The organism is Paraburkholderia sp. GAS206C, from assembly GCF_050435645.1.
Classification (GTDB): domain Bacteria; phylum Pseudomonadota; class Gammaproteobacteria; order Burkholderiales; family Burkholderiaceae; genus Paraburkholderia; species Paraburkholderia phenazinium_B.
This window is the reverse complement of sequence record NZ_JBNDKR010000010.1, coordinates 125,294-142,491: the sequence shown is the minus strand read 5'-3', so window position 1 is coordinate 142,491 and position 17,198 is coordinate 125,294. Positions and strand designations below refer to the sequence as shown.

The 17,198-nt window shown below is 62.8% G+C and carries 18 protein-coding genes; all 18 read left to right on the top strand.

Translation table 11 applies throughout. The annotated features are described in order from the left end of the window. Nucleotides 1-475: 475 nt before the first annotated feature. The 18 genes from P3T20_RS27375 (at nt 476) to P3T20_RS27290 (ending at nt 17,149) form a co-directional block, all read left to right on the top strand. Nucleotides 476-2,293, top strand: a complete 1,818-nt coding sequence (locus P3T20_RS27375) for a methanol/ethanol family PQQ-dependent dehydrogenase (RefSeq protein ID WP_074264680.1) — start codon at nt 476-478, stop codon at nt 2,291-2,293. 218 nt (nt 2,294-2,511) lie between these two features. Then, entirely contained in the window at nt 2,512-2,931 is a 420-nt protein-coding gene (locus P3T20_RS27370; RefSeq protein ID WP_074264679.1) for a c-type cytochrome, read from the top strand. A gap of 30 nt (nt 2,932-2,961) precedes the next feature. Then, the gene (locus P3T20_RS27365; protein ID WP_429288393.1) at nt 2,962-3,873 is read left to right on the top strand and encodes a substrate-binding domain-containing protein; all 912 of its coding nucleotides are present in this window, start codon (nt 2,962-2,964) and stop codon (nt 3,871-3,873) included. Nucleotides 3,874-3,947: 74 nt separating this feature from the next. Further along, nucleotides 3,948-4,634 (top strand): hypothetical protein, encoded by a 687-nt coding sequence (locus P3T20_RS27360; RefSeq protein WP_429288503.1) that lies wholly within the window; start codon nt 3,948-3,950, stop codon nt 4,632-4,634. A 15-nt stretch (nt 4,635-4,649) separates the two neighbouring features. Then, nucleotides 4,650-5,612, top strand: coding sequence for a LysR family transcriptional regulator (locus P3T20_RS27355; RefSeq protein ID WP_429288392.1), 963 nt, complete (start codon nt 4,650-4,652; stop codon nt 5,610-5,612). Beyond that, nucleotides 5,609-6,184: a DUF3280 domain-containing protein gene (locus P3T20_RS27350; protein ID WP_429288391.1), complete on the top strand. Its 576-nt coding sequence runs from the start codon at nt 5,609-5,611 to the stop codon at nt 6,182-6,184. The genes P3T20_RS27355 and P3T20_RS27350 overlap by 4 nt, the downstream gene beginning before the upstream one ends. A gap of 208 nt (nt 6,185-6,392) precedes the next feature. Continuing rightward, complete coding sequence (locus P3T20_RS27345; RefSeq protein ID WP_429288390.1) at nt 6,393-7,412, top strand: AAA family ATPase; 1,020 nt, start codon at nt 6,393-6,395, stop codon at nt 7,410-7,412. Between the two features lie 3 nt (nt 7,413-7,415). Further along, entirely contained in the window at nt 7,416-8,279 is an 864-nt protein-coding gene (locus P3T20_RS27340; RefSeq protein WP_429288389.1) for a DUF58 domain-containing protein, read from the top strand. Nucleotides 8,280-8,410: 131 nt separating this feature from the next. Beyond that, nucleotides 8,411-9,247 carry a calcium incorporation protein MxaA gene (locus P3T20_RS27335; protein ID WP_429288502.1) on the top strand — a complete coding sequence of 279 codons (837 nt, stop codon included), beginning with the start codon at nt 8,411-8,413 and terminating at the stop codon, nt 9,245-9,247. Beyond that, entirely contained in the window at nt 9,244-10,230 is a 987-nt protein-coding gene (locus P3T20_RS27330) for a vWA domain-containing protein (protein ID WP_429288388.1), read from the top strand. The genes P3T20_RS27335 and P3T20_RS27330 overlap by 4 nt, the downstream gene beginning before the upstream one ends. Then, nucleotides 10,227-10,820, top strand: a complete 594-nt coding sequence (locus P3T20_RS27325) for a tetratricopeptide repeat protein (protein ID WP_429288387.1) — start codon at nt 10,227-10,229, stop codon at nt 10,818-10,820. Before P3T20_RS27330 ends, P3T20_RS27325 begins: the two co-directional genes overlap by 4 nt. A gap of 44 nt (nt 10,821-10,864) precedes the next feature. Continuing rightward, a complete protein-coding gene (locus tag P3T20_RS27320; RefSeq protein ID WP_429288501.1) occupies nt 10,865-11,785 on the top strand; it encodes an MxaL protein in 921 nt (306 codons plus the stop codon). A 260-nt stretch (nt 11,786-12,045) separates the two neighbouring features. Further along, a complete protein-coding gene (locus P3T20_RS27315; protein WP_429288386.1) occupies nt 12,046-13,779 on the top strand; it encodes a pyrroloquinoline quinone-dependent dehydrogenase in 1,734 nt (577 codons plus the stop codon). Next, entirely contained in the window at nt 13,776-14,396 is a 621-nt protein-coding gene (locus P3T20_RS27310) for a c-type cytochrome (protein ID WP_074264668.1), read from the top strand. The genes P3T20_RS27315 and P3T20_RS27310 overlap by 4 nt, the downstream gene beginning before the upstream one ends. 23 nt (nt 14,397-14,419) lie before the next feature. Beyond that, complete coding sequence (locus tag P3T20_RS27305) at nt 14,420-15,091, top strand: ankyrin repeat domain-containing protein (protein ID WP_074264667.1); 672 nt, start codon at nt 14,420-14,422, stop codon at nt 15,089-15,091. An 89-nt stretch (nt 15,092-15,180) separates the two neighbouring features. Next, on the top strand, nt 15,181-15,483 hold the full coding sequence (locus tag P3T20_RS27300; RefSeq protein WP_074264666.1) for a Dabb family protein: 303 nt from the start codon (nt 15,181-15,183) through the stop codon (nt 15,481-15,483). A gap of 132 nt (nt 15,484-15,615) precedes the next feature. Next, nucleotides 15,616-16,062, top strand: a complete 447-nt coding sequence (locus tag P3T20_RS27295; RefSeq protein WP_074266081.1) for a PaaI family thioesterase — start codon at nt 15,616-15,618, stop codon at nt 16,060-16,062. A gap of 88 nt (nt 16,063-16,150) precedes the next feature. Continuing rightward, the gene (locus tag P3T20_RS27290) at nt 16,151-17,149 is read left to right on the top strand and encodes an NADP-dependent oxidoreductase (RefSeq protein ID WP_429288385.1); all 999 of its coding nucleotides are present in this window, start codon (nt 16,151-16,153) and stop codon (nt 17,147-17,149) included. The last annotated feature ends 49 nt before the right edge of the window (nt 17,150-17,198 follow it).

Below are 17,198 nucleotides of genomic sequence, written 5' to 3'. Positions count from 1 at the left end.
GTTGCTCCGCTCGTGATGAACCGCTCGTAACCGCATGATGCGCTGCAATAGGCGGGCCAGTCACGTGATCGGCTGCGGGCGGAGGGGTTTTGTCGCGGCTTGCCTCCCGACGGACACGCTTCGTATCGCGCAGTGACACAGAATGTCCCACGTGGCGCGACGCAGCCGGTCACGGCCGTGACACCGCTGCGCCGGATGGTGAGTGATCCGAAGCTAACGCGAGGGCGTGGCGCGAATGGACGCAAGACGCGTAGCGAGCGCCGCGCGGCGTATATCGACGAGCTTGTGGCGGCGCGCGATATGCACGCCAGTTCGATTCCGGCATGGAATATGCGTCGGCCGTCATGCGCCGCAAAGTCCGACAACGATCGGGTGAGGGCGCTGATCGTTACCCGCATCCGAGGAGGCGCGCCCGATGCGACGAGGTAGCGTGGGTCATTCGTGAGTTGAACAGCAAGACCATTCTGGAGGAGACATGAACTTACGCACCACGGTTCTTGGGCTCGCGATCCTCGCGTCGGCAGCCTTGAGTTCTATCATTGCACAGGCCGATCCGCAGCTCGACGAGGCCTTGAAGAGTCCGTCCAACTGGGCGGCCCAGGCGGGCGATTATGCGAACCATCGCTATAGCCCACTTAAGCAGATCAACGAAAGCAACGTCGGGAAACTACAGGTCGCATGGACCATGTCGACCGGCGTGCTGCGTGGCCACGAAGGCTCACCGCTCGTGATCGGCGACACCATGTATATCCACTCGCCGTTCCCTAACAAGGTTATTGCAATCAATCTGAAAGACCAGACGTTCATCTGGCAGTACCTGCCGAAGCAGGATGACCAGGTGGTGTCCGTGATGTGCTGCGATACCGTCAACCGCGGGCTCGCCTATGGCGACGGCAAGATCTTCCTGCAACAGGCCGACACCAAACTCGTTGCGTTGAACGCGAAAACCGGCGATGTGGTCTGGACCGCGCAAAACGGCAATCCGAAAGCGGGTGAAACCAACACCAACGCGCCGCACGTATTCGGCGACAAGGTGCTGACCGGCATCTCGGGCGGCGAGTTCGGCGTGCGCGGGCGTCTCATCGCGTATGACATCAAGACCGGCAAACCGGCCTGGACGGCCTACAGCACCGGGCCCGACAAGGACATGCTGATCGACCCCGACAAAACGACGACCTACGCCGACGGCAAGATGGTGCCGGTGGGCGCGGACTCGTCGCTGAAGTCCTGGAAGGGGGACCAGTGGAAACTGGGCGGCGGCACCACCTGGGGCTGGTATGCGTGGGATCCGAAACTCAATCTTGTCTACTACGGCACCGGCAATCCGGGTACATGGAACCCGACGCAACGTCCGGGCGACAACAAATGGTCGATGTCGATCTTCGCGCGCGACCTGAATACCGGAGAAGCCAAGTGGGTCTATCAGATGACACCCCACGACGAATGGGACTATGACGGTGTCAACGAAATGATCCTCTCCGACCTGACGATCGACGGCAAGAAGGTGCCGGCCATCGTTCACTTCGACCGCAACGGTTTTGGCTACACGTTGAATCGTGAGACGGGACAACTGCTGGTTGCCCAGAAGTTCGACCCGGCGGTGAACTGGGCCGACCGTGTGGATCTGCAAAGCGGCAAGCCGATTCGCAACGCAGCATATTCGACCCAGGCGGCGGGCTCCGATCATAACGTGAAGGGCATCTGTCCGGCGGCACTCGGCTCGAAGGACCAGCAACCGGCGGCGTACGACCCGAACTCGAAGCTCTTCCTCGTGCCGACCAACCACGTGTGCATGGACTACGAGCCGTTCGATGTCGATTACGTGTCGGGCCAGCCGTATGTGGGCGCCACGTTGTCGATGTATCCGGGCCCGAACGACAACAACTCGATGGGTAACTTCATTGCCTGGGATGCTTCGAAGGGCAAGATCGTCTGGTCCAAGCCGGAGAAGTTCTCGGTATGGTCGGGCGTGCTGGCTACTGCAGGCGGAGTGGCGTTCTACGGCACGCTGGAAGGCTACATCAAGGCCGTTCGCATCAGCGACGGCAAGGAACTTTGGCGCTTCAAGACCCCGTCGGGGATCATCGGCAACGTGTTTACCTACGAGTACCAGGGTAAGCAGTTCATCGGTGTCTACTCGGGTATCGGCGGCTGGGCTGGCATCGGCATGGCGGCAGGCCTCGAAAAGTCGACTGAGGGTCTCGGCGCAGTGGGCGGTTACCGCGAACTTGCGAAGTACACGGCGCTGGGCGGCACGCTGTTTGTGTTTGCCATTCCCGGCGGTACTAGCTGAAGGGCGAATCCGTGACGGGCTGGCCCATGCCGGGCTGGCTCATCACGGGCCAGCCCAGATTGAAACGCGCGACCGGTTTGCTGCCCTTGCGGAGGACTGGGGCCGGTCGCGCCGTCGTCAAACGAGTCGTCTACGGGTCATCTGGCCCGCGCCATGTCACGGATGCGTCGCCAAAGCGCGTCGGGGTGTGGCCTTAATCTGAAGGGAGACATCTGCATATGAAAGGCCGAGCTATCTTGTTGCGGGCGGCATTGCCCGCCGTTTTCCTCGTGCTGCCTGCTGCGTTTGCCCAGACCAATCCCGCGATTGCCCAGGTAACGTACAAGGTGCAGGACGGCAACAAGGTCGACAGCAACACGCTGCAAGGATGGAAGACCTGGCGCGCGCTCGACTGCGAACGCTGTCACGGCGCGCAGCAGCAGGGTATGGTCGGACCATCGCTGATCGACGCGTTCAAGACCCTGGATACGAATGAGTTTCACCGCACCGTATTCGGCGGCCGGGTGGACAAGGGCATGCCCGACTTCAGTTCGAGCCAGATGATGCAGAAGAACTGGCAGAACCTTTACGCGTATCTGAAAGGACGTTCCGATGGCCAGATCAAGCCGGGCGATCTGCAGGCCATCGACGCGAAATAACGCCGACGTCCCTACCTCAGGAGCTTATTGATGCGTCATGGCAAACGAATGCCCGCGCACGTCGCGATCGTCGCGGCCGCGCTGTGCTATGCGGCGATGGCAAGCGCCGCGGTGCAGGCCCAGGGCGAGGCATTGCCCAATAACGATGGCGCCGATGGTGTGCTGCGGGTCTGTGCCGACCCGAACAACATGCCTTTGTCCAACAGCAAAGGCGAGGGCTACGAAAACCGCATTGCGAGCCAGATGGCGAGCGATTTCGGCTACAAGCTCGAGTACACCTATTTTCCGCAACGCATGGGTTTCGTGCGCCATACGTTGCGCGAGAAGGTGCCCGATTCCGACCAGTACAAATGCGATCTGATCATCGGCGTGCCGAAAGGTTACGACATGACCTCGACGACGCAGCCGTATCTGCGCTCCACGTATGCGATGGTATTTAGCAAGCGGCCTGAACTGGCCGGCATCAATACGCCGGACGATCTGCTCAAGCTGCCGCCGGACCAGTTGCACAAGCTGCGCTTCGGCATTTTCTCGCAGACGCCTGCGGTCGACTGGCTGCTCAGTCACAACCTGATCGATCAGGCCGTCTCGTATCAGGTGCAAAGCGGCGACCCGCAGGAATATCCCGGCCAGATGATCGAACACGATCTGCAGGCGGGCAATGTCGACGTGGTGTTCCTGTGGGGGCCGATTGCGGGCTACTTCGCCAAGCGTGCCGGCGATACGGTAAAGCTGGTGCCGTTCCCGCCCGATCCGGGGATCCGCTTCGACTATACGATCTCGATGGGCGTTCGCTACGGCGAAAAAGCGTGGAAGGACAAGGTCGATCAATGGATCGGTGCGAACCATGACAAGATCGACAGCATCCTGACGAGTTACGAAGTGCCGCTTCTAAAGCCCATCGACACGCCGGCCGCCAAGCCCGCGGACGGGTCGCCATGAGGGGTGCAGCGAGGTGCTTGCGCCGCGACTGGCGGCGCCTGCTTGCGGCGTGCATCACGTGCGTGGCCTGTCAGATGCATGCGGTGGCGTTTGCTGCCGGCACGGACGAAATCTCGGCCGCCGAGAGGCTCATCTTCACGACGGATCATCTGCATGGCATCGAACAGCAAACCGAACTCGACTATGCCTTCCTCAGTTCGGACCAGCCGGCGCACAGCACGGATGTCGTCAGGGTGCTGGTGGTCAGTCCGGACAACGCCAAGGGCGACGCCCAGGTGTCCGATCACAGCGGAGCTGTGCCGTTGCCCGATGGCGGCCTGCAGTGCAACCCCGTGATTGTCTATTTCCTCGAGCGCGACATCGCGGAGATGGAGCGTCTGACCGGCGGCCAGCGCCGTTATTTCCAGCAGCGCCTGCGACTCGCGCTCGCCGCGGGGCCGAAGATCGAAACCGTGACGAGCCAGATCGGCGGCAAGTCCGTGAAGGCCCAGCAGATCGTCGTGCAGCCGTACCTGAACGATCCCAACGCGGACCGCTTCGCTCAATACACCGGCAAGCGCTACACGTTCCAGATTGCCGATACCGTGCCCGGCCAGGTCGCGCTGATCCGTACTGACGTACCCGGCGCAAACAACGATTTCGCGCACCCGCTGCAGACGCAGACGTTGAGCTTCCAGGCCGCGTTGCGCAAGCTGCCGCCGCCGCCAAATGCGCCTAATGTGCCCATGAAGCCTTCGGACGCGCCGCGGGCGAGCCGTTAGCGAGGCCGCGCCAAGGTGAATTTCATCCGCTCGCTGACCTTGCGTCAGCTGCAGATCTTCGTCGTGGCGAGCCGCTATACGAGCTTCGCACGAGCCGCGGAGGAACTGCATCTGACCCAGCCGGCGGTGTCGATGCAGATTCATCAACTGGAGGAGGCGGTCGGACTGCGTCTGTTCGAGCGCATCGCGCGCAAACTCACCATGACCGAAGCGGGTGAAAAGCTAAGCCATCACGCGAGCCGGATTCTCGGCGAGATCAAGGATGCCGAAGACGCGATGACCTCGCTCAAACAGGCCGATAGCGGCTCGATCGCCGTGGGCATCGTCAGTTCTGCGACGTATTTCGCGCCGAAGCTGCTGGCCATGTATTCGCACCTGTATCCCAAGGTCGACGTGCACTTCTCCGTTGGCAACCGTGACGCGCTGCTGCGCCTGCTGCAAGACAATGCGATCGATCTCGCCATCATGGGGCGGCCGCCGCCGGAACTCGATACCACGACCGAACCGCTCGCGTGGCATCCGCAAGTGGTGATCGCTCCGGTGAGTCATCCGCTGTGCGGTGCGCAGCGCTTCGATCTGCAGGAACTGCGCGGCGACACCTTTCTGTTGCGCGAACCCGGTTCGGGAACGCGCATGGCTGCGGAGGAAATGTTCAGACAGCATCTTTTCACACCCGCGAAGGTCGTCACGCTCGGCAGCAACGAGACGATCAAGCAGGCGGTCATGGCGGACATGGGGGTGAGCCTGATTTCGCTCCATACGTTGCTGCTGGAATTGCGCACGAAGGAAATCGCCTTGCTGGATGTGAACGGCACACCGATCGAACGTACGTGGCAGATCGTGCATCTGCGGGCCAAGCAGTTGTCTCCGACCTGCGTGGTATTCAGGCGGTTTCTGCTCGAGCAGGCCGCCGCGTATCTGGAGCGCGAGTATGCGCCATTCGTCACGCTGCCCGCGAAGTGGGGGGTTCTGAAATGAGCGGTGCCTTTCGGGTACGTGCTGCGCTCGCGCGCTGCGTGAGGGTTGCCGGCATGGTCTGCGTGACATTCGCCGCCTCGCAGGCGCTCGCTGCGCCGACCTCGATCGCGCTCATGGACTGCGTGCTGATCGACGATAACGCGGCCTACAACGACGCCGAGATCAACCGTCTCCAGCAGGCGCGCCTCCAGATGGTCAGTACTGCCTTGCGTGAGCAGTTGCGCGTCGGCGGGCGCTATGAGGTGGCCGACAATGGCCCGGCTGCCGCCCTGATCGCTCAACTCGGCGCATCGCAGGATCTGAATGCATGCGCCGGCTGCGCGCGGCAGGTAGGCCGCAAGCTCGGCGTCGAGCAGGTCGGCAGCTGCTGGGTCCAGAAAGTCAGCAACCTGATCCTCAATATCAACCTGCACGTCGAAGATGTCGCCAGCGGGATGACCGTATTCCAGCGCTCGGTGGACATTCGCGGCAATACCGATCTGTCCTGGCGCCGTGGCGCCACGGCGCTGGTCGGACTCATGCTCGGCAGTGCAGCAGCGGGCTCGCCGGGCAGCAGCGCATCTCCGCAATAGCGATCAGGATTTTGCAGTAGCGGAACACTCTGTACTTGAAAGGTGTGACAGGGTGACATTGTTTTCCGCGCGAGCGCGTCTGCCGCACGAGCGGGCGCGCTGGCACAGAGTATGCGTCGCTGTCCGGAGTTTTCCGTGAGAAGCCCGCTCGTCTCGCGGCTCAGCCGACAAGTCTGCTTCAGCACGACTGCTATAGGGGATTGCATCGATGGGTTCTGGCGAACTGCTTCAGGACTGGCGTCTGCATGCACTGCAAATCGAAGACGAGATCTCGAGAGTCGTGATCGGCCAGCCGCAAACCATCCGTCTCATCAATGTCGCCTTGTTTGCCCGCGGTCATGTGCTTCTCGAAGGCGGCGTCGGGGTCGGCAAGACAACCGTGTTGCGTGCGTTTGCGCGGGTCGTGGGTGGCGCATTCGAGCGTGTCGAGGGCACCATCGACCTGATGCCGGGCGACCTCGTCTATCACACGTACGTGGACGCCGAGGGGAAGCCGCGCATCGATCCCGGTCCGCTGCTTCGACACGGCGAGCAGTTGACCACGTTCTTCTTCAACGAAATCAACCGGGCCCGTCCGCAGGTTCAGTCACTGCTGCTGCGTGCGATGGCGGAACGCTCGGTGTGGGCGTTCGATCGCGAATATCGCTTCCCGCATATGACGGTGTTCGCCGACCGCAACAAGGTCGAGAAGGAAGAGACCTTCGAGCTTGCCTCGGCCGCTCGCGATCGCTTCCTGTTCGAGCTTGCCATGCCTACGCCGGCTGAGCACGACGTGCGGCGCGCGCTGGTATTCGATGCGGCGTTCCATGACGTCGACAGACTCCTTGCACGGCTCTCGCCTGGGATCGTTCCGTGGGAGCAGCTGAACCAGGTCGGCGCGGCGATTCAGGAGAGTGTGCAGTCGAGTGCAACGATCGAGCGTTATGTCCTGGACATCTGGCAGGCAACGGAAAAGCCGCAGCTGTTCGATATTGCGCTCGACGGCGTCGATATGGACCGGCTCATCCTGGCAGGGGTAAGCCCCCGAGGCATGAGCGCTCTGTTGCGGGCTGCGCGCGTCGTGGCGTGGCTGGCCAACCGTTCGCATCTGGTTCCCGAGGATATTCACGCCGTGCTGATGCCCGCGCTTGGGCATCGCGTATTCTTCACGCCGATTTATGAATTGCGCCGTCAGGAACTCGCCGAAGCCCTCACTACGCAAATCATGAACAGGCTCGCCGTACCCTGAGCCATGAACGGGACCGCGGAATTTCACTACCGTTTGCCGATGCGCGCCGGCGGATTTCGCCCCGGTTCGCACCCCGGATCGAGTTTCGGCGCCGGCCAGGAATTCGCGATGCACGGGCGTCTGTTCGACTACCCGGATCCGCGCCGCCTGGATCTGCGTGCCAGCCTGCGCGCCGCACGCTCGGAGTGGCTAGTGCGGGTTCATCTGCAGCGCGCCGCGGTGCCGGTGCAGGTGATCGTCGATGTCTCTGCGTCGATGCACTTCGGCACGCGCCACACGAAGCTGCAGGTAGCCGCGGACTTTGTCGAAGCGTTGGGGTACAGCGCATTTCGCGTCGGCGATCAGTTGGGCATGCTGGCCTTCGATACACACGCGCGCGACGATCTCTTCATGCCGGCGCGCTATGGCCGGGGCGTCGGCAATCTGCTCGCGACGAAGTTGCGCGAGACGACGAGCGATGCGGCGGGAAACGGCAGTCTTGCCGGGTTGCGGCGCGCCGCTTCGACGCTGGCTGGAAGGCAGGCGCTGGTCTTCCTCGTTTCCGACTTTCACTGGCCGCTCGTGGAATTGCCCACTGTACTCGACCTGCTGGTGCATGCCTGCGTGGTCCCGATGGTGGTCTGGGACAGCGCTGAGATCGCACCGCCCAGCGGTGGTCTGCTGCTCGCGGTCAATGATGCCGAGTCGGCAGGGCAGCGCACGCTATGGTTGAGAGACAGCGTGCGCGAGCGTTGGTGTGAAGCGGTTGCGCGGCGGCGTGCGGAACTCTCGAAGCTATTCGGCGTGCGCGGCATGCAGCCGTTTTACGTCGAAAGCGCTTTCGATCCCGAGGCCATGTCACGCTACTTTCTGGAGGCGATCGCATGAGACAGCGTGGGCGCGAGGTTGGCAGAGCAGGGCGTTTGCATCGCCGGACATGGGTCGCCACGATGTTGACCATCTCGCGAGCGTTCGCGTTGCCGTTGCCGTTGGCGTGCGCGCTGACGCTGGCGCCGGCGATGAGCGTCGACGCGGCCTCGGGCAAGCTCTTCCAGCCGGCGGTTCAGGAGCCGCGGGCATACGGCTACCTGCTTGGCGATGTCCTCACGCAACGCATTCTGCTGCCAACCGGCGCTAACGATGCGGGGCCGGTGGCGCCGCCGTCCATCGGCCGCAGCGGTGCGTGGCTCGAGCGCCGGCCTGCCCGCTACGAAACCGATGCTGACGGTCGCCGGTGGATGGCGATCGACTACCAGCTCGTCAACGTCGCACCCACGCTCACGAGGATCTCCTTGCCCGCGCTGAGGTTGACCACGGCATCCGGTGCGACGCTGCAGGTTGCCGAGTGGCCGATTAGCATTGGTCCAATGACGTCCGCCGACGCCTTCGATGCCGGCGACCTGCAACTGATGCGGCCCGACCGGCAAGCTCCTTTGGCGCCGACCGCGCCGCTGCGGCGCGAGGCGAGCGTCGCACTTGGCCTGTTGCCGCTGACTTTGCTCGCGTGGCTGGGCTGGTGGCTGTGGCGCAACTGGCGCGAGTCGGCCCAGTTGCCATTCGCACGCGCCTGGCGGCAAATGCGGCGGCTCGACGGGTCAGGCGCCGATACGTCGGCGGATGCATGGCTCTGCGTGCATCACGCGTTGAATGAGACGGCCGGTCATGTCGTTCACGCGGGTTCTTTGCCGAGCCTGTTCGTGCGAGCGCCGTATTTGCAGCCGCTGCGCACACAACTCGAACAGTTTTATCAGCAATCGACCGAACGATTCTTTACGCCTGCATCGACGGCGGCCTCTTATCCACTCCGGGGGCTATGCCGGTCACTTTATCGCGCCGAGCAGCGCCATGAGCGATGAACATGGCGTTCGATTTTACCTATCCGTGGCTGCTCGTCCTGCTGCCGCTGGCCGCGCTGCCGTTGTTGCGCCAGCGCGCCGACGCGCTCGCCTTCTCCTGGATTGCATGGCTGCCGGACGATCGGGTCGGACAATGGATCGGTTGGATTGGGCGGGGCAGTGCGGCGCTGGCGATGGCCGCCATTGTGCTGGGTCTGGCCGGCCCGGGACACTCGCATCGCGAGGTGCTGCGTACGGGCAGCGGGGCGCAGATCCTGATCCTGATGGACCGCAGCGCGAGCATGGACGAAACGATGAATAGCAAAGGCGTGGAGTCGCCGGGAGGCGAGTCGAAGAACAAGGTTGCGCGTGCTTCGTTGACGAACTTCATTGCCCAACGGCCCAACGACCGGCTCGCCTTCATGATGTTCGGCACGAGCCCTGTGCTGGCCATGCCGTTTACCTACGACCACCGGGCGATCGACGCGGCAATCGCGGCCACGGCGGTGGGACGCGGTATGCCCGATACGGAACTCGACCGCGGGCTGCTGGCGGCGATCGGCGAGTTCAATGGGGCGAGGTTCTCCGGGCGCCGGGCGATCGTCCTCGTCTCGGACGGTGGCGCGAAACTCGACGCGCCGGTGCAGCGGCTCATCCAGGATGGACTCCTGCGCAACCAGATCGCGCTTTACTTTATTTACTTGCGCAGTGGCGTCTACAGCCCCGATCTGAACGCCGTGCTTCCCGCGAGCGGGTCTTCAGCCGAGGCCGAACTGCATCGCTACTTCCTGTCGTTAAAGACTCCTTATCGGCTTTTCCAGGCCGGTGATGCTCAGGCGATGAAGGACGCGATGGCCGAGATCAACCGGCAACAAAATGCGCTGACTTCATTTGTCGAGCGTTTGCCGCGGCAGGATTTCAGCCCGTATTGCTTCGCCGTGGCGCTTGCAGGCTGCGCGCTATTGCTGGCGTTGCGGCTGTTTCAGGTGCGGGCCTGGGCATGAAGCGCGCATCGATTCACCTCATCTTCGCGGCCGTCGCGCTGTGCTGCGCCGGGGTGGCGGCGTATGACGGGGTGCGCCTGTGGCACGCACAGCACATCACTCAGGCGATGGCCGCAGCTGCAGGTGAAACAGGCGCGGTAGCGGGCACCACGGCCACAACCGGCACGGCAGGCTCCCCGCGCTACGAGCGCAACGACGGCGCCGCCCGCGAGGTCAGGCTCGCACGCGCGATTGCGCTCTCGAAGGCGGGTGCCTACGATACGGCAGGCCCGCTCTTCGAGGATCTGATCCGCGAGCAGCATCTCGACGAGGTCGGGCGCGCGGCGCTATTCGATCTTGGCAACATGTACCTGCGTGAGGGCATGGGCCACAGTCCTTCCGGCACGCTCCAGTCGGTCGCCATGGTCGAGGAAGCCAAGGCGCGCTACCGGACTTTGCTGCGTGCGACCCCGGACGATTGGGATGCGCGTTACAACCTCGAACGGGCGTTGTGGCTCGCGCCTGAAGCGCGTGCCACGGCCGACGCGCCAGAGGTCAAGGAGCAGCACAACGTCCACCTGCGCGATGCGCAGAGCCAGGATCTGCCGTGAGCTTGCGCGCACTGACACGCGGACTTTATAGCGGGCGCCACTGGATGACATCCGTGGCGCTTCTGTTGCTGCTCGCGGCGGTTGCCATGCCCCGCGTGATACTGCCGCGCGACACGTTCAGCTACATCGTCACCTTCGATATTACGCAAAGCATGAATGTCGAGGACGTCGCGTTGAATGGCGTGCCGGTGAGCCGCCTCGTGTTCGCACGGGCGGCGATGCGCGACGCGCTGGGGCAACTGCCTTGCGGCTCGAAGGTGGGATGGAGTGTGTTCACGGGGCAGCGGACGTTGCTGTTGCTGCCGCCCGTCGAAGTTTGCAGCAACTTTGACGCGCTGTTGTCGTCGCTGGAGGGGATCGATGGGCGCATGCGCTGGACCAACTGGAGCCGGATTGCCGAAGGCGGTATCTATTCCGCCACGCGCGTGGCGCAGGACGTCGGCCAGGGCGCGGCCGTCGTGTTCATCACCGATGGTCAGGAGGCGCCGCCCGTCCTGCCGTCCGATGCGCTGAAGCGGGACATCAACCCCGCTCAGGTCAAGGGCTGGCTGATCGGCGTGGGCGGCGATCAGGCCGCGCCCATTCCGCACACCGACGCCGAGGGTAACCGTGACGGCTACTGGCAGGCAGAAGATGTGATCCAGGTGCCGCCCGTGCCAGGTTCCGCAACGCAGGCCGAAAGTCACGAGGAACTGTCCGAATTGCGCGGGCATTACCTCGCTGCAGTGGCCGGAGGGATCGGCTTCGGATATCGCCGCCTCTTGAGTGCGGAGTCCTTGCGCGAAGCCATGATCGATACGCGATTTGCTCACCGCGAGCCAGTGCCGACCGACTTGCGCTGGTGTCCCGCGCTGCTTGCCTTGCTGCTGCTCACGTGGCGATTTGCGCCGGGCTTCGGTTGGGCCTGGCATCGCGTAACCGGCAGACGCACGAACCCGCCATATGCAGGCGGTCGCGCTTCCTGAAACCTGTCGAGAGTCTGGAAAATCACGTGCGCATCGCCTACGCTTAAGCGAGCCGGCCTTTTCGGACGTGAGGGCATTTCCCCCCATCCATCTATGCGCAGCCGACCCATCCTGACAAAGCAGATTAACGGTTCTAAATCGTACGCTTTTGTTGTTTGAGAGGGTTGTGCCATCCTGTTTTTCTACGCCGACGGTAGCGTGGATGAATGCCGCACTCCAGCGCTGAAATTCTTGAACAACAAAAAGCCGAGGAGACACTCATGCCATTTATTCGCATTCCCCATGTTATTGGTCTTGTCCTGTTCGCCATCGCATTCGGCTCGTCTGCCGCTTACGCCGCGGACGAGGTTCAAAACAGTTCGACCACGATGACCTCGCCGGTGCCGTCGACGCTGGAGCCCGTGAGCCAGGAACAGCTCGACAGGGCAGCCACCACGTCGAACGACTGGCTGCATTCGAACGGCTCGTACGCGCAGACGCGCTACTACCGTGGTGCACAAATCAACAAGACGAACGTGTCGAAACTCAGGCCAGCTTTCATATTCCAGACAGCCGTCAACGAGTCGATGGAAACGGCGCCGATCGTCTCGAACGGCGTCATGTTCATTACCACTTCGTTTAACCACGTGTATGCGGTCGACGCGGTAACGGGCAAGGAATTCTGGCATTACAGGCACAAGATGGGTTCGGTCACGACGTTTTGTTGCGGACCCAACAATCGCGGCGTAGCCATCGCGGGCGAGCGGCTCTACATGGGCACACTCGATGCGAAACTCGTCGCGCTCGACACCAAAACCGGCAACGTACTGTGGCAAACGCAGATCGCCGATCCCGATGAGGGCTACTCGGAAACGATGGCGCCGGTGGTCGTCGACGGCAAGGTGCTGATTGGCACGAACGGCGGCGAGTATGGCATTCGCGGGTTCCTGAAAGCGTTCGATGCCAACTCCGGTCAATTGCTGTGGACCTTCTATACGATTCCGGAAACCGGCCAGGAAGGCGTGTGGGCCACGAAGGATGCAACCGGCCGCGACGAGAAGCGCGACATCGATGCGGAGAAGAAGCAGTTGAGCGACAAAGGCGGCGACTTCTACAAGACGCTTGGCGGCGGGGTATGGATGGCGCCGGCAGTCGATCGGCAAACGCATACCGTGTTCTTCGTGGTCGGCAATCCGTCGCCTGACCTGTATGGCGCAATCCGGCCGGGAGACAATCTCTATACGGATTCGCTGGTCGCAATCGATCTGGATACCGGCAAATACAAATGGCACTACCAGTATGTGCCGCATGATGTGTGGGACCTGGACGCCGTGAGCCCGCCGATGCTGATCGACGTGCGCGACGAGAACGGCAAGATGATTCCGGGCGTGGTGCATGCGGGCAAGACCGGCCACGTGTACGTTCACGATCGCGCCACCGGACGGCTGATCCGCTATTCGCAGGCGATGATTCCTCAGGAGAACATGTGGACTTTGCCGACCGCCGCGGGCGCGCGGATGCTGCCCGGTGCGAACGGCGGGGTCGAGTGGTCGCCGATGGCGTTCGATCCGCATACGCGTCTCGTCTATGCGGCGAATCTGCATCAGCCGATGACGTATCAGGTCGAGGATGCCGCTTATCCGGGTGGCAGCAAGCTATGGCTGGGCGGTGCGTTCAAGACGATCCCGACCGAGCAGCAATGGGGCAAGCTGTCTGCCGTGAACGTCGACACGGGTAAGGTGGTGTGGGACTACAAGACCGAACAGCCGCTGATTGGCGGCGTGTTGGCAACCGCGGGCGGCCTTGTATTCAACGGCGAAGGCAACGGCCTGTTCCGTGCATTCGATTCCACCACCGGCAAGAAGCTCTGGGAGTTCCAGTGCGGCGCCGGCGTCAATGCGCCCGCAGTGTCGTACATGGTGCATGGTAAGCAGTACGTCGCAGTCGCGGCGGGCGGCAACACACAGCTCGATTTCAAGCGCGGCAATACCGTTCTCGTTTTCGCGTTGCCATGACGATGCGGACGCTGCGCGCAGCAGTGGGTCCGGCTCGCCGCTTATGGACGGCACTGCTGTGCGGCTGGTTCGCCGCCGCGTGGCTGCCGTCGGGCGCGCACGCCGACGCCGAAGCGGGCCAGGCGAAGGCGCAAGCGTGCGTGGCCTGTCATGGGCCGATGGGCAATTCGACCAATCCGGACTATCCGATTCTTGCAGGTCAAAACGCGCGCTATATCTATCTGGAGCTGAAAGACTTCAAGGAAGGACGGCGCAGCGACCCGCGCATGTCGCCGATGGCGGCCAACCTGTCGAAAGAGGACATGCAGGATCTCGCCGACTACTTCGCCGCGCAAAAGCTGGTGCCGGTTCCGTTCAGATCGGACGGCGCCAGCATTGAAGCAGGAAGGAAGAAATCCGCCGAGGTGCTATGCACGATGTGCCATCTGGGCGGCTTCTCAGGGCAGAACGAGATTCCGCGCGTGTCGGGGCAGCAGTATCAATACATCGTCAAGCAACTGCAGGATTTCCGCTCGCACACGCGGACCAACGATGCGGGCAACATGACCAGTGTGACGCGCAATCTGACCGACGACGACATTCGCAATCTGGCTGCTTACATCAACAATCTCCAGTAGCTCCAGTAGCACGGAGGGATACCATGAAAAAGACCGTCATCCGATATATCGCGACTGTGGTTCTGCTGCTGGCCGGGGCATTCGGCGTGTACTTGCCCGTGCATGCGCAAGGCGACGGCGTCGGAGAAACCAACCGGCAACTGCTGGCCGCCGCGAAGGACGGCGACCAGGCGTCGGTTCTCGCGGCGCTTCAGAACGGGGCGGCCGTGGATGCCATGAACCGCATCGGCGACACCGCATTGATCACTGCGTGCAAAAAAGGCGATGTGGCGATGGCGCGCATGCTGATCGATCACGGCGCGAACGTCCAGCACATGGATGCGCCGGGCGTCACACCATTGATGGCCGCAGCGTATGGCGGTTTTGACGAGATCGTTGCGCTGCTGCTCGGGCATGGTGCGGATCTTTCCGCCACGGATCGCATTGGCAAGACCGCCATGGAGTACGCGGCCGGCCAGGGACAAACTAAGGTGGTGAGCCGGTTGCTCGATGCCGGGGTCGACGTGAATCGCACCTACAGGAATGACCTCACCGCGCTGATGTGGGCCGCGGGATACGATCGCGCGGACACCGCCCGGCTGCTGATTGCTCGCGGTGCGGATCGGACGTTAAAGGACAATCGCGGAATGACGGCGCAAGATATCGCAGTGCAGACCAGATCGGATCAGGTTGCCCGTCTGCTTTCCGCGGGCTAGGGCATGCGAGGACGAAGAAACAGTTGAAAAGCCATTGCGTATAATGACCCGACCCATTTACTGGAATAGCGTGGAACGCTACGGAAACCATGATTCGACATATTGTGATGTGGAAGTTGAAGGAATCGGCAGAGGGCGCTTCGCGCGCGGAGAATGCCGTCAAGCTGAAGGAAAAGCTGGAAGGTTGCCGCAACATCGTGCCTGGCATCCTGCATCTGGAAGTGGGTCTGGCCGGAGCAGGCCTCGACTCCACCTACGACGTCGTGCTGGTCTCCGACTTCGCCGACAAGGCATCGCTCGACGCTTACCAGGTTCACCCGACTCACGAAGCGCTCAAGAGCTTCGTCGGCGCAGTGCGCGAATCGCGCGAATGTGTCGACTACGAAGTCTGAGCCGCGGCAATGACTGATTCGCAGAAAGCGGGGGCCGGCCAACCGGGGGCCGGCCATCCGGGGGCCGGCGATCCGGGCGAGGGTCGCGATGCATCCGCACCCGCTGCAACCGTCGCCCCCAACGCGCTGCCCGTGCTCGAAAGCCCCTTTGTCGACCATCTCGGCGTGCAACTCGTCAGCGCTGCGGACGGCGCGAGCGAAGTCGTCCTGCCGCTCGCGCCCGATCACATGAACACCTGGGCCGTCGCGCACGGCGGCGTGACGATGACGCTAGCGGATGTCGCGCTGGCAATGGCCGCCCGCAGTCTCGCGGGCGACGGCGTGGGCGTCGTCACGGTGGAGATGAAAGTCAACTTCATGCAGCCGGGGCGCGGCGAATTGCGCGCCACCGCACGCGTGCTGCATCGTTCGACCACAATGGCCTATTGCGAAGGCGAAATCCGTGATAGCGAAGGCCATTTCGTCGCGAAAGCGCTCGGTACTTTCAAGTACATGCGCCGCCTTGCCGTGGGCCGCGAAGTAACGCATCAGCGTCTGCGCAGCGACCCGTCTGCCAAACCCGGTCCTAGCGACGGTTGAACGCGTGGCGGGACGTGCCGCTACGCACGTTCCGCTTTGCGTACCCGCAGATTCACGCTACATCCAGACAATCAAGGAGACGATCGACATGCCCCAGATCAACCGTCAATTCGTGCTCGCGTCGCGTCCACAAGGCGCCGCTACGGCCGACAATTTCAGGCTCGTCGAAACGACGCTGGACCCGCTCGCGGAAGGCCTGTTCCGCGTGCGCAATCACTATCTGTCGCTCGACCCGTATATGCGCGGCCGTATGAACGACGCCAAGTCGTACGCGGCGCCGCAGCCGCTCAACGAGGTGATGGTGGGCGGGACCGTGGGCGAAGTCGTTGAGTCCAGACATCCGGAGTTCGCGGTGGGCGACAAGGTGGTCGCGACCCTTGGCTGGCAGGAATTCGGCACGTCCGATGGCACCGGCGTGCGCAAGGTGGACGACACGCATGTCCCGCTCGCTGCTTACCTGGGTGCCGTGGGCATGCCCGGTGTCACGGCCTGGTACGGTCTGAACCGCATCATCCAGCCCCAGTCCGGGCAGACGGTGGTGGTCAGCGCGGCGAGCGGGGCGGTCGGCGGTGTGGTCGGGCAACTGGCGAAGCTGGCGGGGGCACGCGCGGTCGGCATCGCCGGTGGGGCGGACAAGTGCCGCTATGTAGTCGAGACGCTCGGCTTCGATGCCTGCGTCGACTACAAGGCCGGCAATCTTTATCAGGACCTGAAAGCTGCGACGCCGGACGGTGTCCACGGCTACTTCGAGAACGTCGGTGGCGCGGTGCTCGATGCGACGCTCGCTTGCATGAATGCGTTCGGCCGGATCGCGTTTTGCGGGATGATCGCCGGCTACGATGGCGAGCCGGCGCCGCTCAAGCATCCGGCGCTGATCGTCAGGCAGCGTCTGCTGGTGCAAGGCTTCATCGTCACCGAGCAGCTGGACGTGTGGCCCGAAGCGCTCGCGCAACTCGGCACGCTCGTCGCGCAGAAGAAGCTGCATTACCGCGAGAGCATCGCGCAGGGCCTCGAGAGTGCGCCCGAGGCGTTTATCGGTCTGCTCAAAGGCAAGAACTTCGGCAAGCAGCTCGTCAAGCTGATCTGAGTCGAGTTGATCGGGCTAGGCCCCATTGGACCTCGTTTGAATTTTGACA